Raw genomic sequence first — 22,104 nt, forward strand, 5'->3', positions numbered from 1 at the left:
GGGCAGCAGGGGGCCGCGCTGTTCGACAGCCTGCTGGTGTTCGAGAACTTCCCGGTAGCGGCAGCGCTCAAGCAAGGTGCTCCGGCCGGGTTGTCGTTCAGCAACTTGCACAACCACGAACGCACCCACTATCCATTGACCCTGGGCATCGAGCTGGGCGACGGCCTGAGCCTGGATTTCAGCTACGACTCGGCGCGCTTCAGTGCGGCGCACATTGTTCAGCTGGCCGCCAATCTGCAGCATCTGCTGGTGCAGTTTGCAGCGTTGCCGGATGCGCCGCTGGGCGCGCTGCAGCTGCTCGACGAGGTCGAAACCCGTGCGGCGATCGCGGCCAATCGATCATCTGCCGTCGAGTTATCCGCAACACTTTTCGCCCACCAGCAGATCGCTGCCCAGGCTGCGGCCAATCCCGACGCGCTGGCGTTGCAGGTTGACGGTCAGTCCTTGAGCTACGGCGAGTTGAATGCCCAGGCCAACGACCTGGCCCAGCGCCTGCTCGCCAACGGTGCCGGCCCAGGTACCCGTGTCGGCCTGGCGCTGCACCGTGGCCCGCAACTGATCGTCAGCCTGCTCGCCGTGCTGAAAACCGGCGCGGCCTACGTGCCACTGGACCCCCAATACCCCGTCGAACGCCTGACGTACATGATCGAAGACAGCCGCCTCGACCAACTGCTCTGCGAACCCGGCCTGCTGCAAAACATCAAAAACATCCCGCGCCTGACCCTGAACAAAACCACCACCACTGCGGCTGCAGGAGCAGAGCCGGTAGGACCAAACCCTGTAGGAGCAAAGCTTGCTCGCGAAAGCGCCCTCCCAGACGCCGCAAACCTGGCCTACATCATCTACACCTCCGGCTCCACCGGCCAACCCAAAGGCGTAGCCATCACCCACGCCGCCCTCCGCGAGTTCTGCCAGACCGCTGCCGACTATTCGGGCCTGTCAGCATCAGACCGCGTGCTGCAGTTCGCCACCTTCAGCTTCGATGGCTTCGTCGAGCAGTGCTTCCCGGCGCTGTGCGTGGGCGCCGCGTTGATCATGCGCGGTGATGAGCTGTGGGACGCCGGGCGCCTGGCCGCCGAAATCGTCCGGCAGGGCGTGACCGTGGCCGACTTGCCGGCTGCGTACTGGTACCTGCTGGCCCGGGAATGCGCCAGCGGCGTCATCCGCAATCTCGGTGCTCTGCGCCAGGTGCACGTGGGCGGCGAAGCCATGTCGGTGGAAGGCCTGCGCCTGTGGCATCAAGCCGGGCTGGCTCAGGTGCGACTGCTCAACACCTACGGCCCTACCGAAGCGACCGTGGTATCGAGCATCCATGACTGCCGCCTGGAAGATGCCAGCGACGTGTCTGGCATCCCCATCGGTCGCGCCATCGCCGGCCGGGCGCTGTATGTGCTCGACAGTGCCGGGCACCTGCTGCCCGATGGCGGCGTGGGTGAACTGTTTATCGGCGCCCAGGCCAGCCTGGCGCAAAGCTATTTCGACCGCCCGGCGCTGACCGCCGAGCGTTTCCTGCCGGACCCGTTCGCCCGCGAACCCGGCGCCCGCCTGTACCGCAGCGGCGACCTGGCGCGCTGCAACGCTGCCGGCAACCTGGAGTACGTCGGGCGCATCGACCATCAAGTAAAGATTCGCGGCATGCGCATCGAGATGGGCGAAATCGAAGCCTGCCTGCAAGCCCGGGATGAGGTGCGCGAAGCGGCCGTCATCGCCCAGGACGGCACGCGACTGGTGGCGTACATCGTGGCCAGCGCCGAGGTCGATTCTGCGGTTGATTACCTGAAGACACTCAAAGCGGCCTTGCGCCAGTCGTTGCCGGACTACATGGTGCCCACTGAGCTGATTCTGCTGCCGGGACTGCCGCTGAACACCAACGGCAAACTTGACCGCAAAGCGCTGCCACGGGTCGAAGCCGGCGATGCGCAACGCCCATTCATAGCGCCTGGCGAAGGGTTGCAAGCGCTGTTGGCGCTGATCTGGCAGGACGTGCTGCAGGTCGAGCGCGTAGCTCGCGACGACAACTTCTTCGAACTGGGCGGGCACTCGTTGCTGGTGCTGCAGGTCATCTCCCGTGTGCGTCAGCAGTGGCGGCTCGAACTGTCGGTGAGCAGCCTGTTCAGTGCCGCGAACCTGGCACAGTTCGCCCAACGAGTGGCGCGGGCGCAGGCCAGCGTCCAACCCGTCCTGCAGCAGGCACCGCTCGATCAGCCGCCGGTGCTGTCATACGCCCAGCAGCGTCAATGGATCCTGTGGCAGCTGGCCCCCCAGAGCCCGGCCTACAACATTCCCGCCGCGCTGCGCCTGAGGGGCGCACTGAACCGCGACGTCCTGCGCGAAGCCTTCGCCCATTTACAAGCCCGTCACCAGACCCTGCGCACCACCTTCACACAGGACGGCCAGTTGGCGCGTCCGGTGCTGCACGATGACCTGGCGTTGTGCCTGGAGCATCGCACAATCGATTCGTTGTCGGTCGACAAGGCGGTGGCTGAGGAAATTTCCCGTCCCTTCGACCTGCGCAACGGCCCGCTGTGGCGCGTACTGCTGCTGCAATTGAACACCGACGAACACGTGCTGGTGCTGACCGTGCACCACATTGCCGCTGATGGCTGGTCGATGCAGGTCATGGTCGATGAGTTCAGCGCACTGTATCAGGCGGCCGCCTGCGGTAGCGAAGCCGGCCTGGCTGAGCTGGCGGTGCACTACAGCGACTACGCCCGTTGGCAGCGCGACTGGCTGGACGCGGGCGAGGGCGCACGACAACTGACCTGGTGGCGCGAGCAACTGGCTGGCAGCCAGGCGCCGCTGGAGTTGCCAAGCGAGCTGAGCCGGCCGGCACGCCGCAGCGAGCGCGGTGCCAGTTTGATGCTGAACGTGGATCGCGACTTGCTGGCCGGTTTGCGCCAATGCGCCCAGGACCAACAGGTGACGCTGTTCATGTTGCTGCTGGCGAGCTTCCAGACGTTGCTGCATCGCCAGAGCGGGCAGTCGAGCATCAGCGTGGGAGTGCCGAGCGCCGGCCGTTCGCGTCTTGAGACCGAAGGCCTGATCGGCTTCTTCATCAACACTCAAGTGCTGCGCGCCGAGATCGACGGGCAGCAGCCATTTAGTGGCTTGTTGCAACAGGTCAAGCAGACGGCATTGGCTGCCCAGGCCCATCAGGACCTGCCGTTCGAGCAACTGGTCGATGCCTTGCAGCCGGATCGCAGCCTCAATCACAGCCCGCTGTTCCAGGTGCTGTACAACCATCAGCAGCAACTGGGCGCGAGCGTCGAACGCACGGTGGCCGGCCTGCAGGTCGAGCGTCTGCACTGGTCGCAGCTCACCACGCAATTCGACCTGGTGCTCGATACCCAGGAGCATGGCGAGGAACTCGATGCCAGCCTGACTTACGCCACCGATCTGTACGACCAGGCGTCGATGCAGCGACTCGCCGAGCAATGGCTGAACCTGTTGCGTGCCGTGGTCGCGGACCCGCAGCAACGCGTCGCCGAAATGCCGCTTATTGGCCAGTCACAGCGCGACGAACTGGTGCAGCACTGGAATCCGGCGTTCCAGGCACAGCCGCTGTCGCCCACCTTGCATCAGCTGTTCGAAGCACAGGCCCAGCTGGCCCCGAACGCCGTGGCGCTGGTCTGTGAAAGCGAACAACTGACCTACGCCGCGCTCAACGCCCAGGCCAACCGCCTGGCGCACCACCTGCGCAAGCAAGGCGTGGGCCCCGAGGTGCGGGTCGGTATTGCGACCGAGCGGGCGATGCCACTGGTGATCGGCTTACTGGCGATTCTCAAGGCCGGTGGCGCCTATGTGCCGCTCGATCCGCAGTACCCGGCCGAGCGTCTGAGCTACATGATCGAAGACAGCGGCATCCGGTTGCTGCTCACGCAACAACACCTCGTCAAAGGCTTGCCAGCCCGGGATGGCGTGCGAGTCCTAAGCCTCGAATCACTGCAACTGGAGGGTTTCAGCAACGCTAACCTGCCGCCACTGGCGGCACCCGACAACCTCGCCTACGTGATCTACACCTCCGGTTCCACGGGGCGGCCAAAGGGCGCTTTGCTCAGCCATGGCAACGTCGGCCGGCTGCTCACGGCCACCGCTGGCGAGTTCAACTTCGGCCCGCACGATGTGTGGACCCTGTTCCATTCCTACGCGTTCGACTTCTCGGTATGGGAACTGTTTGGTTCACTGTGCATGGGTGGGCGCCTGGTGATAGTGCCGTATGACATCAGCCGCGATCCGCAGCAATTGCACCGCTTGCTGTGCGACGAAGGCGTGACTGTGTTGAACCAGACCCCCACGGCGTTCCGCCAGTTGCTGCCGATCGCCTGCGCCAGCCCGCGCACCCTGGCGCTACGTCAGGTGATTTTCGGCGGTGAAGCGCTGGAAGTCGCGAGCCTGCGCCCCTGGCTCGAACGGTTCGGCGACCAGCGGCCGAGCCTGGTGAATATGTACGGCATCACCGAAACCACGGTACACGTGACCTGCCGCGCCATCCGCCTGGCCGACCTCGAAGGCAAGGCGCAAAGTCCGATCGGCCTGCCGCTTCGCGATCTGCGCTGGTACCTGCTCGACAGCCAGTTGCACCCGGTACCGGTGGGCGTGGCGGGCGAGCTGTATATCGCCGGTCCTGGCCTGGCGCGGGGTTATCACGGCCGCTTCGGCCTGACCGCCGAGCGCTTCGTGCCAAGCCCGTTCGACGCGTCACAGCGTCTGTATCGCAGTGGCGACCTCGCCCGCCAGCGCGCCGACGGCAGCATTGATTACCTGGGGCGGATCGACCAGCAAGTGAAGATCCGCGGGTTTCGCATCGAACTGGGCGAGATCGAGGCTGCATTGCTGGCCCTGCCAGGCGTGCGCCACGCGGTGCTGAGTGTGCACGCCGGTGAGGGCGGCCCGCAGCTGTGTGCCTACGTGGTGCCTGCGCAAACCCCACTCGACCCGATCGCCTGGCGCGATCAACTGCGCGCCGCGCTCAAGGTCGGCCTGCCGGACTACATGGTACCCAGTCACTGGCTGCTGCTGGACGCCTTGCCGCTGACCGGCAACGGCAAGCTCGATCGCCAGGCCCTGCCGCTGCCGGATGCCGAGGATTGGCAACGACCGTTCGAAGCCCCTGAAGGTGAGCTCGAACAGCAACTGGCGGCGATCTGGGCCGAGGTGCTGGGCGTGGCGCAGATCGGTCGGCGCGACAACTTCTTCGAATCGGGTGGGCATTCGCTGCTCGCCGCCCAGGCCAGCGCCCGGGTGGAACTGGACCTGGGCATCGAGCTGCCGCTGCGTGCGCTGTTCGAGTCCACCGACCTTCAGGCTTATGCCGCCATGGCCGGGCAACACGCCCCGGCTGACAACGATGCACGCCTGGATGCGCTTGAGTCGCTTCTGGACGAGATGGAGATCAACTGATGGAACACACCACTGCCCAGCGTATCGCCAGCCGCTTCGCCGGCCTGCCAGCCGCCAAGCGCCGCGAGTTTCTGAGCCGCATGCAGGAGCAGGGCGTGAGCTTTGGCCAGCTGCCGATTCCGCCTGCCCTTGAGGCGCGAACAAGCTTCGAACTGTCCTACGCGCAGCAGCGTCAATGGTTTCTCTGGCAGCTTGATCCGCACAGTTCGGCGTACAACATTCCAGCGGCGCTGCGCTTGTACGGGCCGCTGAATGTCGCGGCGTTGCAGCAGAGTTTTGACGTGCTGCTGCAGCGGCATCAAAGTTTGCGCAGCCGTTTCGTCGAGGACGACGGGAAGGTGCTGCAGACGCTGGCGCCGTGCACCTCACTGCCGATCGAGCGTATCGACCTGCGCGGCGAGCCCGAGTCCCTGCGCCTCGATCTTGCAATGCACAGCGTCGAGCAGGAAATCGCCCGGCCGTTCGATCTGCAACAGGGGCCGTTGTTGCGGGTCAGCCTGTTGCAGCTCGACGCCGAAGACCACGTACTGCTGCTGACCCTGCACCACATCGTCACCGATGGCTGGTCGATGGGCGTGCTGGTTGAAGAGTTTTCCCGGCTTTACGCCGCGCTTTGCCAGGGCCAGGAAGCTGTGCTTGAAGCCTTGCCGATCCAGTATTCAGACTATGCGCTGTGGCAACGTCGCTGGATGGAAGCGGGTGAGCTGGAGCGCCAACTCAACTGGTGGCGTGACACATTAGGCAGCGAGCAGCCGCTACTCGAATTGCCGACGGATCGTCCACGTCCTGCGCAACCGAGCCAACGCGGTGCACGGTTGGACTTCGCCCTCGATGCCACCTTGGCCAGCGGCCTGATGACCCTGGCCAGACAGCACGGCGTGACTCCCTTCATGCTATTGCTGGCGAGTTTCCAGGCGCTGCTTTATCGCTATAGCGGCCAGTCGGACCTGCGGGTCGGGGTGCCGATTGCCCACCGCAATCGCGCGGAAACCCGTGGCCTGATCGGCTTCTTCGTCAACACCCAGGTGATGCGCGCCGAGCTCGATGGACGTCAGCCGTTCATCCAGTTGCTCGACCAGACTCGCGCCGCAGCGCTGGATGCCCAAGACTATCAGGACCTGCCATTCGAGCGACTGGTGCAAGCGCTGCAGGGCGAACGCAGCCTCAGCCACAGCCCGTTGTTCCAGGTCATGTTCAATCACCAGCAAGCCAAGCCGGCTGGCGCCAGCGGTGTACTTGCTGGCCTGCGCGTCGAGCCACTGCATGCCACCGCGCACACCACCCAGTTCGACCTGCAACTGGACACCCAGGAACAGGGCGACCTGCTGTTTGCCAGCCTGACCTATGCCACCGATCTGTTCGACGCCGAACGCATCGAGCACTTTGCGCATCACTGGCGCAACCTGTTGGCCGGTGTGGTGGCCAACCCACAATGCCCGCTTGCCGAGTTGCCATTGCTGGACGCCGACGAGCGTCTGCGCATTCTCGACGACCTCAACCACACCGCTCAGGCCTATCCGGGCGAAGTCTGCGTGCAGCGGCATTTCGAGCAACGCGTGGTTGAAAACGGCGAGGCCACGGCGTTGGTGTTCCAGGGCCAGTCCCTGAGTTACGCCGAGCTGAACCAGCGCGCCAACCGCCTGGCCCATCACCTGCGCGCCCAGGGCGTCGGTCCGGAAGTGCTGGTGGGAATCGCCTGCGACCGTTCGTTCGAGATGGTCATCGGCCTGCTGGCGATTCTCAAGGCTGGCGGCGCCTATGTGCCGCTGGACCCTGAATACCCGCTTGATCGCCTCAGCTACATGATCGAAGACAGTGGCATCGCCTTGCTGCTGACTGAGGAACATTTGCTGGAACAACTGCCGACCCCGGACAGCGTGCGCACCCTGTGCCTGCAGGCCGCAGGCGATTGGCTCGGGGAGTTGCCCGGTACCGATCTGCCGAACCTTGCGGTCGCGGAAAACCTCGCCTACGTGATTTACACTTCAGGCTCAACCGGCAAACCCAAGGGCGCGGGCAACCGTCATGTGGCGCTGCACAACCGTCTGCAATGGATGCAGCAAGCCTACGACTTGCAACCGGCGGACCGCGTGTTGCAAAAGACGCCGTTCAGTTTCGACGTGTCGGTGTGGGAGTTTTTCTGGCCGCTGATGAAGGGCGCCACCCTGGTCATCGCCGCCCCCGGCGAACATCGCGATCCGCAAGGCCTGGCCAGGTTGATCGTCGAGCAGGCGATCACCACGCTGCACTTCGTGCCATCGATGCTCGCGGCGTTTATCGGTGCCGACGAAGCGCGGGCCTGCACCTCGTTGCAGCGGATCATCTGCAGCGGCGAAGCGCTGCCGATGGAGCTGCAACGCCAGACCTTGCGCAGCCTGCCGCAAGCCAATCTGTATAACCTGTATGGCCCCACCGAAGCGGCCATCGACGTGACCCACTGGACGTGCGTGGAAGAAGGCCGCGACAGCGTGCCGATCGGCCGGCCGATTGCCAACCTGCGTACCTGTGTCCTGGACAGCGAACTGCAGCCCTTGCCCCTGGGCGCCGTGGGCGAGTTGTACCTGGGCGGGGTCGGCCTGGCGCGGGGTTATCACCGTCGAGGTGCGCTGACCGCCGAACGTTTTGTGGTCGACCCGTTCGGCAGCGGCGAGCGCCTGTACCGCACTGGCGACCTGGCACGCTATCGCACCGATGGCGCCATCGAGTATTGCGGGCGCATCGACCATCAAGTGAAAATTCGCGGCCTGCGCATCGAGCTGGGCGAAATCGAGGCGCGCCTGCAAGAACATGCCCAGGTGCAGGAAGCCGTGGTGCTGGCCGTCGATGGCCCGGGCGGCAAGCAACTGGTGGCCTACATCGTGCCCCGGGAACGCGCCCTGATCAGCGCCAATGCCGCGCAACAAGGTGCCTGGCGCGAAGCGCTCAAGGCCCATCTGCTCACCAGCCTGCCGGACTACATGGTGCCCGCGCAGACCGTAATGATCGAGCAAATGCCCTTGAGCCCCAACGGCAAACTCGAGCGCAAACGCCTGCCGGCGCCAACCGCGCAGGTCACCCAGCGCGCCTTCGAAGCGCCGCGCAGCGAGCACGAACAGGTGCTGGCGCAGATCTGGCAGGAGGTGCTGGGCGTTGAGCAGGTCGGCCGCCAGGACAATTTCTTCGAGCTGGGTGGCGACTCGATCATTTCGATCCAGGTGGTCAGCCGTGCCCGTCGCGCCGGCTTGAGCCTGCAACCGCGGGATTTGTTCCAGCAGCAAACCCTCCAGGCGCTGGCCGCCGTGGTCAAGGAACAGGCCGCTCCGCTGGCCCAGCAAGGACCGGTGTACGGCCTGCAAAAACTCACTCCCATCCAGCGCTGGTTCTTCGACGAGCCAATCGCGCAACGCGCGCACTGGAACCAGGCCCTCTTGCTGACCCCCCGCGAGCCCCTCGAACTGCCGCGCCTGCAGGCCGCGCTGCAGCGCTTGCTCAAGCAACACGACGCCCTGCGCTTGCGCTTCAGCCAGCAGGTCCCGCGTGTGAGCGACGCCACAAATCCCTGTGGGAGCGAGCCTGCTCGCGATGGCGGTGGGGCAGGCGACCTCCATGTTGCCGGTGCTGAGCTCATCGCGAGCAGGCTCGCTGCCACAGAGTGGTCTGCGCGCTATGTTGGCGCGGACAGCGCCGATGTCGTCGACATGCTCTGGACCGCGCGCGTGGCCAGCGATGCATCCCTGGAGTCGGTGTGCGATGAAGCCCAGCGCAGCCTCAGCCTGCAAGACGGCCCGCTGCTGCGAGTCGCATTGATCGCACAGGCGGATGGCACCCAGCGCCTGCTGCTGGTCATTCACCATCTGGCGGTGGACGGCGTGTCGTGGCGGGTGTTGCTGGAGGACTTGCAAGCGGCTTATCAAGGCCAGGAGCTACCGGCGAAGACCAGCTCCTTCCAGGCCTGGGCTGATCAGCTCGACACCTACGCACGTTCCAAAGCGGCTGCCAGCGAGCTGGACTGGTGGCAGGCGCAACTCAGCCTCGGCAACGATTTGCTGCCAGCCGCCAACCCGCAGGCCAGCCAGGCCGGGCATCTGCGCCAGGGCGTCAGCATCGGCCTGGACCGCGAGCACACTCGCCAGCTGCTGCAGCTGGCACCGGCGACTTACCGCACCCAGGTCAACGACCTGCTGCTGACCGCACTGGCCCGCACCCTCAGTCGCTGGACCGGTCACCCCTCGGCGCTGATCCAGCTCGAAGGCCATGGCCGCGAAGAGCTGTTCGACGACATCGACCTGACCCGCACCGTGGGCTGGTTCTCCAGCCTGTTCCCGGTGTGCCTGACCCCAACCCCCGACCTGCCGGGTTCGATCAAGGCCATCAAGCAGCAGTTGCGCGAAATTCCCGGCAAAGGCATGGGCTACGGCCTGCTGCGCTATATGGGCGATGCCTCGGCACAAGCCGCGCTGGCCGCGTTGCCGCAAGCGCGCGTCACCTTCAACTACCTTGGCCAGTTTGACCAGAGCTTTGCCGAAGACGCACTGTTCACACCGGCTCGTGAATCCAGCGGCGCTGCGCAGGCGGCGGATGCGCCGCTGCCCAATTGGCTGTCGGTGGATGGCCAGGTGTATGGCGGCGAACTGAAACTGGACTGGACCTTCAGTCGCGAATGCTTCGACCTGCACGAAATCGAAACCCTCGCGGCGAATTTCCGTGAAGAGCTGTTAGACCTGATTGACCATTGCCTGAGCGATGGCGCAGGCGGCGTGACCCCGGCGGACTTCCCCCTGGCGCGCTTGAACCAGGCGCAACTCGACGGCCTGCCGGTGCCACCGGCGCAGATCGAGGACCTGTATCCGCTGTCGCCCATGCAGGCCGGCTTGCTGTTCCATAGCCTCTACGAATCCGACAGCGGCGCCTACGTCAACCAGCTCAGCGTCGAAGCCCATGGCCTCGACGCCGAGCGGCTGGGCCGCGCCTGGCAAGCGGTGCTCGACAACCATGGGATCCTGCGCAGCAGCTTCCATTTCCCCGAGGGGTTCGATGCGCCGGTGCAATTGGTCCATCGTCATCTGCAGTTGCCGATGACCTGTCTCGACTGGCGCGGCCGCAATGATCAGGCCGCAGCGCTGGCGCAGCTGCTCGACAGTGAACGCCTGCAGCTCGACGCAACCCGCGCACCTTTGATGCGCCTGACCCTGGTGCGTCTCGACGATGAGCGCCAGCAGCTGATCTACACCCACCATCACCTGTTACTCGATGGCTGGAGTCATTCCCTGCTGTTGAGCGAAGTCCTGCAGCGTTACGCCGGCCAGGACGTGCAGGCGCCGACCGGGCGTTTTGCGGACTACATCGGCTGGCTGCAACGCCAGGATGCCCAGGCCGATGAGTTGTTCTGGCGCGAACAACTGGCCAGCCTCGACAACCCGACCCTGCTGGCGCAAAGCCTGGCCCATGGCAATGGCGGGCAGGGGACCCCGGGCGTGTTCGCAGACCATCACCAGCGCTTCGATGTCACCACCAGCCAGCGCTTCAGCGAGTTCGCCCGACAACAGAAAGTCACCCTTAACACCTTGCTGCAAGGCGCCTGGGCCATCCTGCTGCAACGCTACAGTGGTCAGCGCAGCGTCGCATTCGGCGCCACCGTGGCCGGTCGGCCGGTGGACCTGCCGGGAGCCGAAAGCCAGCTTGGCCTGTTCATCAACACCTTGCCGGTGATCAGCAGCCCCGACTCCGTTGAAAGTGTCGGGCAGTGGCTGGGCCGTTTGCAGGCGCAAAACCTGGAACTGCGCGAGCACGAATTCACCGCCCTGGGCGACATTCAGCGCTGGGCCGGACGCAGCGGTGAACCGCTGTTCGACAGCCTGCTGGTGTTCGAAAACTTCCCGGTGGCCGCCGCGCTGCAACAGGGTGCGCCGGCGGGATTGAGTTTCCTGATTCCCCAGAACCACGAGCGCACCAACTTCCCGCTGACCCTGGCTGCCACCGCCGAGCATCAGCTGAGCATCCATTGGAGCTACCAGTGCAGCCACTTCAGCAGCGCCGCAATTGCCCGCATGAGCGAGCACCTGGCGCGGCTGCTGGCCGCCATGGTCGCTGCGCCGCAAGTCGCCTTGAGTGAGCTGCAGCTGCTGACCGCAGCGGAACGCGGGCAACAGTTAGTCGAGTGGAACCCGGCGTTTACCGTGGTCCAAAACCCGCTGTGCGTGCACCAGCTGATCGAGGCCCAGGCCGACATTCGACCGCACGCCACGGCGCTGATCTTCAACGATCTGGAACTGAGCTTCGACCAGCTCAACCGCCGCGCCAACCAGTTGGCCCATCGCCTGCGCGAGCTGGGCATCGGCCCGGAAGTCCGGGTGGGCCTGGCCATGCAGCGCTCGCCCGCGATGATCATCGGCTTGCTGGCGATCCTCAAGGCTGGCGGCGCCTACGTGCCGCTGGACCCGGCCTACCCGGCAGAGCGCCTGCGTTACCTGATGCAAGACAGCGGCATCGCGCTGCTGATCAGCCAGTCGTGGCTTCGTGAGAAGTTGCCGTCGCCCGAAGGTTTGGCGGTGCTGGACATCGACCACGAACCGCTGGCCCTTATGCCTGAAAGCAACCCGCGCAACCTGACGGGCGGCGAGAACCTCGCCTACCTGATCTACACCTCCGGTTCCACCGGTCGCCCCAAAGGCGTGAGCGTGGCCCATGGCCCGCTGGCCATGCATTGTCTGGCAATCGGCGAGTTGTACGGCATGACCCCGCAGGATCGCGAACTGCAATTTGCCTCCATCAGCTTCGACGGTGCCCACGAGCGCTGGCTGACACCCCTGGTGTTCGGCTCGGCCGTGATGCCCCGGGACGACGAGTTGTGGAGCGTGGAACGCACCTGCGCCGAGATCGAAAAACACCGCATCACCATCGCCTGCTTCACGCCCAGCTACCTGGCGCAGATCGCCGACTTCATGGGCGAAGCGGGCCGTGACTTGCCCATCCGCTCCTACACGCCATGCGGTGAAGGCATGGCCAAGCATGCGTTCGATGAGGTCCAGCAGGTGCTGCAACCCAAGCGCCTGATCAACGGCTACGGGCCAACCGAAACCGTGATCACGCCGCTGATCTGGCTGGCCTATCCGGATACTGAATTCGACTCGGCATTCATGCCGATCGGGCGACCGGTCGGTAACCGCAGTGCCTATATTCTCGACGGCGGCCTGCAGCCATTGCCGGTCGGCGTGGCGGGCGAGTTGTACCTGGGCGGCGAGGGCGTTGCCCGGGGTTACCATCAGCGGCCGGACCTCACCGCCGAGCGTTTCGTGCCGGACCCGTTCGTGCCGGGCGGGCGCTTGTATCGCAGTGGCGACCTGGCGCGGTTCCGGGCCGACGGCGTGGTTGAATACCTCGGCCGTATCGACCAGCAGGTGAAGATTCGCGGGTTCCGCATCGAGCTTGGCGAAATCGAAGCCTGCCTGATGGAACACCCGGCTGTGCGCGAAGCCCTTGTGATCGATCGCGAAGGCCCGGTGAGTCGCCAACTGGTCGGCTACGTGGTGCCCCGGGATCCGTTGGCCGACGAGCAGGATCTGCAGGCAGCGCTGAGCGCGCATCTGCGCAGCCGTCTGCCGGCGCACATGCTGCCGGCGCACCTGATGTGCCTGGCCGCGCTGCCGCTGACACCCAACGGCAAGCTCGACCGCCAGGGCCTGCCGGCGCCACAGGCTTCCCGTCAACACCAGGCGCAGGTGGCCGCATCGACAGCTGCCGAAACCTTGCTGGTGGAGATCTGGCAGGCATTGCTCGGCCTGGACACAGTGGGCGTCACCGAGAACTTCTTTGAGCTGGGCGGCGATTCGATCATCTCGCTGCAGGCGGTCAGCCGTGCCGGGCAGCGTGGGCTGGTGTTCAGTCCCAGGCAGCTGTTCGAACGTCAGACCATTCGCGCCCTCGCGGCGGTGGCTACCCGTCCTCAAGCAGCGTTGGTCGACGCGCCGACAGTCGAGGCGTTTGCCCTGGTGCCGCACATTGATCTTGCGGCCCGGGTCGGTCTGCAAGACTTGTATCCGCTGTCGCCAATGCAACAAGGCATGCTGTTCCACTGCCTCGACTCGCCGGAACTCAACCCCTACGTCAACCAGTTGAGCGTGGCGGTGGAGGGTTTGCAGGTGCCACGCTTCCGTGCCGCCTGGCAGGCGCTGGTCGAGCGCCATGAAGTGCTGCGGGCGGCGTTCCGCTGGCGCGACGGCCTGGCCGATCCGCTGCAGGCGGTATGCGCTGAGGTCGAACTGCCGATCGAAGAGCTCGACTGGCGTGAACGCAGCGATACCGAAAAGGCCCTGGGCGAACTGGCGGCTGCGGAACAGGCCAAGGGCTTCGACCTGAGCTGCCCGCCGTTGATGCGATTCATCCTGGTGCGCCTGGGCGAGGATCGCTACCAGATGATCTGGATCTATCATCACCTGTTGCTCGATGGCTGGAGCGCCTCACGGTTGCTGGGTGAAATGCTGCGCCTGTATCACAACGACAGCCTGGCGCCCCTGACCGGGCGCTACGCTGACTACATCGCCTGGCTGCAACGTCAGGACGGGGCGCAGGCCGAAGGCTTCTGGCGCGAGCGCCTGGCGTTGCTTGAGGAGCCGACCATTCTGGCCAAGGCTTCGGGTGCCGCAGGCTCCGGGCACGGCGTGATGTACAGCAACCTTGACGCCGAAGCGACGCGCAAACTGCACACCTTTGCCAAGCGTCAGCGCGTGACGCTCAATACCTTGGTGCAGGGCGCGTGGCTGCTGTTGCTGCAACGCCACAGCGGTCAGCGCAGCGTCGCGTTCGGCGCCACGGTGGCGGGCCGCCCGACCGGGCTGGCCGGTGCCCAGGACATGCTTGGCCTGTTCATCAACACCTTGCCGGTGATCCAGACCCTCGATCCGCAACAGCCGTTGGGCGAGTGGCTGCGGGACTTGCAGGATTACAACCTGATGGTGCGCGACTACGAGCACACGCCGTTGTCCGACATTCAGCGCTGGGCCGGGCAGGGTGGCCAGGGCTTGTTCGACAGCATCATCGTGTTCGAAAACCACCCGGTGGACCGCGCCTTGAAAGGCGGCGAGGAGGGCGAGCTACGCTTTGCCGAAGTCGGCAGCGGCGGGGTCACCAACTTCCCGATGGACCTGATGGTCAGCGCCAACGAGGAAGGGCTGGAAGTCGAATACCTGTTCCTGCGCGATCGTTTCAGTGACGTTGAAGTTGAGCGGATTCGTGCGCAGCTGGAAGGATTGCTGCGTGCGTTGCCGGAGGACGCTTCGTGCCTGCTCGGCAATATCGGCTTGCCGCAAGCACGCATGAGCCTGCCGCAGGTGTCCGACGACACCGCTGATTTGCTGCAGTCGTTCAATCAACACGCCACAGCGCAGCCGCAGAAAATCGCCTTGATCTGTGAGGATCGACAAGTCAGTTACGCCGAACTTGAGGCGCAGGCCAATGGGCTGGCGCAGCAACTGATCGTTCGCGGTATTGGCCCGGAGACCTTGGTGGCGGTAGCGTTGCCGCGTTCTGAACGCACCATCGTCGCGTTCCTCGCGGTGCTCAAGGCGGGGGCTGCTTACCTGCCTTTGGACCTGGCGTACCCGACCGAACGACTGGCGTACATGTTGAGCGATTCGGCAGCCAGCCTGTTGCTGTGTGACAGCAACCTGGGGGATCGACTGACCTTGGCCGACAGCCCGCCACGTCTGCTGCTGGATCAATTGAGCGTTGCCGACAACGTGGCGTGCCCGGTTTCCCATCCGTTGCCGGGGCACCTGGCGTACCTGATTTACACCTCCGGCTCCACGGGCCAACCGAAAGGCGTGGCCGTGGCGCGCGGACCGATTGCGCGGCATTGCCGCAGCATCGTCGAGCTCTATGAACTGGCACCGCGCAGCCGGGAGTTGCACTTCATGTCGTTCGCCTTCGACGGTGCGCAGGAGCGCTGGCTGAGTGTGATGTTGGCCGGTGGCAGTCTGGTGATTCGCGATGACAATCTGTGGACCCCGGAACAAACCCTGGAAGTGCTGCAGCGTCATGGCGTCACCGTCGCCTGCTTCCCGCCGGCATACCTGCAACAGATGGCCGAAGTCGCCGAACGCCTGGGCAATCCGCCAGCGGTCGAGGTGTACTGCTTCGGCGGCGATGCCGTGCCCGAAGCCAGTTTCGAGCAGGTCAAGCGCGCCTTGCGCCCGCAGCGGCTGGTCAATGGCTATGGCCCGACCGAAACCGTGGTCACGCCTTTGTTGTGGCGTGCCGAGGTCAGCGAAACCTGCGACGCGGCCTATGCGCCGATCGGGCGCGGTGTGGCCGGGCGAGGCCTGTATGTGCTCGACGCCGACCTCAACCCTCTGCCGGTGGGCGTCAGCGGGGAGCTGTACCTGGGCGGTGAATGCCTGGCGCGGGGCTACCACCAGCGCCCGGGCATGAGCGCCGAACGCTTCATTCCCGATCCATTTGCAGCGGGCGGGCGCATGTATCGCACCGGCGACCTGGTGCGCCAGCGCGACTGCGGCTTGATCGACTACCTGGGGCGGCTGGACCAGCAAGTGAAGATCCGCGGTTTCCGCATCGAGCTGGGCGAGATTGAAGCTCGCCTGCGTGAGTGCGCAGGGGTGCAGGATGCAGCCGTGGTGGTGCACGACACGCCAACGGGCAAACAGCTGGTGGGCTACGTGGTGGCGCTCGGCACGGTCGGACTTGATCGGCGCCTGAAATCGCAACTGCAGGCGCAACTGCCGGACTACATGGTGCTCGCACGGATCCTGGTCCTGGAACGCTTCCCGCTGTCGGCCAACGGCAAGCTCTATCGTCGTGCATTGCCGGTGCCGGAGTGGGCCCTGGGCGGTTATCGCGCACCGCGCAATGCTTTGGAGCGCGCGTTGACCGGGATCTGGCAGGAAGTGCTCGGCATGCCGCAGGTGGGTATCGACGACAACTTCTTTGAGCTGGGTGGCGATTCGTTGCAAGTGCTCAAAGTCATCTCGCGGGTGCGCAGCCAACCCGAATTGGGCTTCGAACTGAAACTGCGCGACCTGATGCAAAAACCCTGCATTGCCGAACTCAGTGTTTACCAGCCAGCCGAGCCGGCTACCGCCGCGCCTGACCCGTTGCTGGCACTGAACTCGCGGCTGGCGCACGGGCCGGCGCTGTTCTGCCTGCACGCCGGTTTTGGCACGGTATTCGACTACGAACCGCTCGCGCGACGCCTGGAAGGGCGGCGCACGGTCTACGGCCTGCAATGCCGCATGCTGCTCGATCCGCACTGGCAGGATCAGTCGCTGCTGGCCATGGCCCAGGCCTACACCCAGCGCATTCGTGCCCAACAGGCCAAGGGGCCGTATTACCTGTTGGGCTGGTCGCTGGGTGGTGCGTTGACGCAACTGGTCGCCCACGAGCTGGAACAACAAGGCGAGACCGTCGCGTTCGCCGGCCTGGTCGACAGCTACGTGGCCGGCACCGCCGAAGCGGGGGACTGGCGCGAGGACCTGGGGGATTTCCTGAAGTTTGTCCTCGGTCATTCGTCTGAAGAAGCACAGGCGTTAATGGCGTTGCACGCCGCAGATCTGCCTGAGCATCAGGCCGCCGCCGTCATCGAAGCCGCGCTGCATGGCTCCAATGAACAAGCCGCACTGGGCGCTGGAGAGCTCACGCAAATCTTCAACAGCGGTTCACGCCTCAAGGCATTGGCCCTGGCCCAGCTCCAACTGCCCGCGATCAAAGTCACGGCGCACCGCTGGTGGGTAGCCGGGCGTGACGATGAGCGTCGAGTGTTCGAGGCCCAGGTCGGCCATCACGGTGTGGACCGTCTGCTGGTCGGCGGGCACTACGAGCTGCTACGCGGTGACGAATTGCTCGACGACCTCGAACTGCTATTGGAGTGCACCCTGGCCATCGCCTGACGACACGTGGAGCGCACCCTGGCCTTCGTCTGACAACACGGCCCCCTGTAGGAGCTGCCGCAGGCTGCGATCTTTTGATCTTGATCTTATCGGTGCATCGAACACCGCTAAAAGATCGCAGCCTGCGGCAGCTCCTACGGGGATACCGGTGTTTTCACATTCTGCGTTCCCCACCGATTATTGTGTAAAAGGATCCCCCCATGCCCGTCCTGCCCGAACTCGAAGCCTTCCTTGAACTCGCCGAATTCGGCCGTCTCACCGGCAAAAGCCGCCCCATGCACGACCTCACCCCGGAACAGGCCCGCAGCGATTTCGAAGCCTCCTCAAGCTTCCTCGACACCCCACTGACCCACATCAACTGCGAACACTTCACCCTCCGCGCAAGAGACGGCCACAACCTTCCGGCCCGCCTGTACCGCGACGCCAACCCGGTCGAAGGCTTGCAACCCGTCATCCTGTACTTCCACGGCGGCGGCTACGTCGTCGGCAGCCTCGACTCCCACGACGCCCTGTGCCGGCGCCTCGTTGCCCAAGGCGGCTTCGACCTCCTGACGGTCGATTACCGCCTGGCCCCTGAATGGCAATTCCCAACCCCGATCCAGGACGCCTGCGATGCCGCCAACTGGCTGGCCCGAGAAGGCGCCGCCCAGGGCCTGGACGCCACCCGCGCAGCCTTGGCCGGCGACAGCGTCGGTGCAACCCTGGCCACCGTCCTCTCGATTATCGCGATACAAACCCCCGCAGAACTGCAACTCAAACCCAAGGCCCAGGTACTGGTCTACCCCGTCACCGACGCCACCACCAAACGCCCCTCCCACCGGGATTTCGCCGAAGGCTACCTGCTCGAAACCCCAACACTGGACTGGTTCTACAGCCACTACAGCCGCACCCCCGCCGACCTCGCGGACTGGCGCTGCTCGCCATTACTGGCACAAGACCTGGCAGGACTCGCACCGGCACTGGTCTACCTGGCCGGGCACGATCCGTTGCACGACGAAGGGCTGGCATACGCCGAACGACTGCGCGAGGCGGGGAATGAAATGACGCTGCTGGAACAACCGGGGATGACCCATGACTTCATGCGCATGGGTGGGTTGTTGAGCGAAGTGGAAGGGATTCACGCGCAAGTGGCGGGGTGGGTGCGGGCAAGATTGTGATCTGCAGCGACAACACTCGCGATCCCTCAAACGGGGATTACGATTTTCCGGGCAAGTTTGTGTGGTGCGATGGTGGCGGCAAAATTTCGCATGTCTTGAGGACACAACCCAATAGAGTTTTTTTCTTTAAACAGCGATTGATGCTGTGTGTTTAATCGTGCCCATGATTACTTCCTGCAGGCTACAACGCCTTGCGCCATTGCCTACAGGTACGTCAGAATCCGCCGACTTGTGCGCCTTGGGTGCGGGCTCTATCGTTGCGTGGTCGCTGGAAAACAGCGATCGGGTTTGGTAGCCCTCGTACATATGACGCATAACGTCACCTGATCAAGGTGCTTCTGGCATTTGAAATATGGTGGCCGTGCGCAGGGCGCTTTCGAGCGCGCCGGTTTTGCCATATGTACCGGTCTACCAACCTCCGTATGGCCGCCACCTTCGTTTGGTAGCGAGGGTGAGGGCTCCTTTAGTCACATATGGAGTTTCATCTATGTTCAAGGTAACGCCCAACCCGCCGGACACTGATCCGACAACAGCCCCTGATAATTCCGATTCACCTGGCCCCCACCAAACTGCCGCACCCCGGCCCTCGATCGCCGACATCAAAGCCACCCCGCGCAAACTCTGCACGCTGTTCACCGTCAACCCCGAGCTCGACACCGAAACCTTGCTGGCCTATGCCTGCGAGTCGCTGGCGTCGGCCAATGTCATGGCCACCGACCTGGTGGATCAACTGGAGGGCAGTTCGCGCAATGCCTTATTAGGGATTGCGCAGGTGATCATGCTGGGGGAATTGGCGGTGAACCGGGCATTGGATCAGCTTGGATGTTCTGAGTAACTAGAGTCAAAAGATCGCAGCCTTCGGCAGCTCCTACAGGATGGTGGGTACACCCGTAGGAGCTGCCGAAGGCTGCGATCTTTTGATCTTGCCGTTCAACCTTCTTCCAAAAAAAATGCCCGCGTCGAAAGAAGCGGGCATTTTCATTTCAGCCTATCGCTCAGAAATCATACTTCGCGGTCAGCTGCAGGTTGCGCGGCTCGCCGTAGAACGTGGTGCCGAAGTTGCCAAGGCCCGACAGGTATTTCTTGTCGAAGACGTTGTTGGCATTGACGGTGAAGCTCAGGTGATCGTCGTAGTTGTAGCGGGTCATCAGGTCGACGAGGGTGTAGCCGCCTTGCTTGAGTGAGGTCTCGCCGCCTTCGCCGCCGCCCACGTCCGGGCTGTAGCTCAGGCCGTAGAACGCGCTCTGCCAGCTGATGCCACCGCCGACGGTGACCTGGTTAAGCGCGCCGGGCAGGCGGTAGGTGGTGAACGTGCGGATCACGTGTTCCGGCTTGCTGGTGGCCAGCGGGAAACCGTAGATGCGCTGATGGTCCTTGTCGCGGGTGCGGGCGTAGGTGTAGCCGGCCGAAACGTTCCAGTCCGGGGCCAGTTCGCCGGCCATTTCCAGTTCCACGCCATTGGTGGTGGCGCCGTCGGTGGCTTCGAAGATGCCATCGCCGGTGTTCAGATCGGTACCGACCGATTGCGCGACGTTATCCTGCTCGATGCGGAAGAAGGCCAGGCTGGCGTTCAGTTGACCGTCGAGGTAGGCGGCTTTCAGACCGGTTTCGTAGCTGTCGCCTTCAACCGGTGCCAGGGTCGAGCCGTTGATGTCCTTGTTGATCTGCGGCTGGTAGATCTTGGTGTAGCTGCCGTAGACCGAGTAGGTCTCGTTCAGGTCGTAGACCACACCGGCGTAGGGCGTGACGACCCCGTGTTCCTTGTAGCTGGCATGGGTGTCGGTCAGGCTGCCACCTGGGTAGTAGGAGTAATCTTCGTTGTACTTGAACGTGCTCAGCCGGCTGCCGAGGATGAACGACAGGTCGTCGGTCGGCCGCAGGCGGGTGGCCAGGTACAGGCCGTTTTGGCTTTGGGTGCGTTCGTACTTGCCGTTTTTCGGAAACTCCTGCTTGGGCAGGGTGCCGTTCCAGTCGTAGATGCTGCCCGGGACCAGCTCAAAGGCGCTGGTGTCGTAGGTTGCCCCGGTCTGGCGCGAGTGGGCTGCCATGAAGCCGGCGACCAATTCATGCTCGCGGCCACCCAGGGTAAAAGGACCGGAAACGCTCACGTCAGCGGTGTTTTGTACGCGATGGCCTTCCCAGCGTCCCCAGTACAGAAAGTTACCTTCGCCCGTGGCACGGTCGGCGTAGCCACCGCTGGCAGAGGCCAGCTGGGTGTCGTGATCGGTGGTTTTCTGGTCGAAGCTGGCTTTGAATTTCCAGTCATTGGCCAGCGCCTGTTCCAGCGAGGCAAAGTAGGTGACGCTGTCGAAATCACGACGGCTCCAGTCTGCGCCCGGGTTGAAACTGCGGGAGAAATCGGTGCGGCCGCCATCGGTGAAGTAGGGCGCATTACCGGTCCAGGAACTGCCGCGCGGCGTCGCGCTGGACTTGTCGACGCCCAGGGTCAGCAAGGTATCGTCGGTCAGGTCGGCTTCGAGGACGCCGTAGAACAGGTCTTTCTTCTGGCTGTAGTGGTCGATGTACGAATCTTTGTCCTGAAGAGCGCCGACGAAGCGCCCACGCACAGTGCCGGAGTCGTTCAACGAGCCGGAAATGTCGCCTTCGGTGCGGTAGTTATCCCAGGAGCCTGCGGTGGCGCTGACCGATGCCTTGAAATCCTTGGTCGGCTTCTTGCGCACCAGGTTGACGGTGGCGGACGGGTCGCCCGCGCCGGTCATCAGGCCGGTAGCACCCTTGATGACTTCGACGCGATCGAGGCTGGCCGAGTCGTCGCTGTTGTTGGGGTTTTCGCCGTAGACACCGTCGTACGGCTGGTTGACGCCATCGTACTGAAAGTTGGTGATCGCAAAGCCACGGGCGGAGAACTCGGTACGGTCACTGTCGTACTTTTGCGTGGTCACCCCGGGGGTGTTGCGCAGCACGTCGCCGACGCTCTGCGCGCCGCGATCATCCATCTGCTGGCGAGTCACCACGGTCACCGATTGTGGGGTCTCGCGCAGGGTCAATGGCAGCTTGGTCGCCGTGGTCGTTGCACCGGTGGTGTAGGAGCCGGTGTCTTCGGTGGTCAGGCCCAGCGCCTGGCCGGAAATGGTGGTAGCGCCCAGTTGCAGGCTCGAGCTGCCACCGGACACCAGCGTCACGGTGTTGCCGTTGATCTGGAAAGAGATGCCGCTGCCCTTGAGCAGTTCCGCCAGGGCCTGGGACGGCTCCAGCGAACCGGAGACTGCGCGGGACTTGATCCCGGCGACCTGGTCAGGGCTGTAGAGGATCTGCAGGTTGGTCTGCATGCCCAACTCGGTCAGCGCGCTGGACAGCGGCTGCACCGGGATACTCACTTTTACAGGTGCCGCATTGGCCATCGAGCTCCCCAGCAAGGTGGCGGTCAGCAGTACGCTGGTAAACAGGCTGCGATGCAGCGTCGGGCGCTGTACGGCCAGTGCGAGAGGTGTGCGGCGGGTGAGAGGTCGCATTACTTACCTGAGCTCCTGAAAAGTGTTGTGCAGTTTTTTGTGAATAAGAATGATTATTAAGACGGGGCGCGCAGGTAAAACCGGAAAGAAACGTGCAAATAAAATTCGCCGGACCCGATAAAGCACTACCTGTGGACGCGGGCTTGGTCGCCAAAGCAGTGGGTCAGATAACACTCATGCAGAATGTGCTGGCCCTTT

The 22,104-nt window shown here is 64.1% G+C and carries 5 protein-coding genes; 4 read left to right on the top strand and 1 reads right to left on the bottom strand.

Going from position 1 to position 22,104, the window contains the following annotated elements; translation table 11 throughout:
- The 4 genes from UB23_RS27200 to UB23_RS27215 all read left to right on the top strand — a co-directional run.
- Window positions 1–5,400: non-ribosomal peptide synthetase (locus tag UB23_RS27200; protein ID WP_045062589.1), on the top strand; the 5,400-nt coding region annotated here is incomplete at its 5' end.
- Window positions 5,400–17,276, top strand: coding sequence for a non-ribosomal peptide synthase/polyketide synthase (locus tag UB23_RS27205; RefSeq protein ID WP_045062590.1), 11,877 nt, complete (start codon window positions 5,400–5,402; stop codon window positions 17,274–17,276). The genes UB23_RS27200 and UB23_RS27205, both read left to right, overlap by 1 nt.
- Window positions 17,277–17,476: 200 nt before the next feature.
- The gene (locus UB23_RS27210; protein ID WP_045062591.1) at window positions 17,477–18,433 is read left to right on the top strand and encodes an alpha/beta hydrolase; all 957 of its coding nucleotides are present in this window, start codon (window positions 17,477–17,479) and stop codon (window positions 18,431–18,433) included.
- Window positions 18,434–18,920: 487 nt separating this feature from the next.
- A complete protein-coding gene (locus UB23_RS27215; protein ID WP_045062594.1) occupies window positions 18,921–19,268 on the top strand; it encodes a DUF6124 family protein in 348 nt (115 codons plus the stop codon).
- A gap of 160 nt (window positions 19,269–19,428) precedes the next feature.
- Here UB23_RS27215 and UB23_RS27220 read toward each other — a convergent pair whose 3' ends face one another.
- On the bottom strand, window positions 19,429–21,906 hold the full coding sequence (locus UB23_RS27220) for a TonB-dependent siderophore receptor (protein WP_045062597.1): 2,478 nt from the start codon (window positions 21,904–21,906) through the stop codon (window positions 19,429–19,431).
- Window positions 21,907–22,104 lie beyond the last annotated feature (198 nt).

Source organism: Pseudomonas sp. ES3-33 (assembly GCF_000952175.1).
GTDB lineage: Bacteria > Pseudomonadota > Gammaproteobacteria > Pseudomonadales > Pseudomonadaceae > Aquipseudomonas > Aquipseudomonas gregormendelii.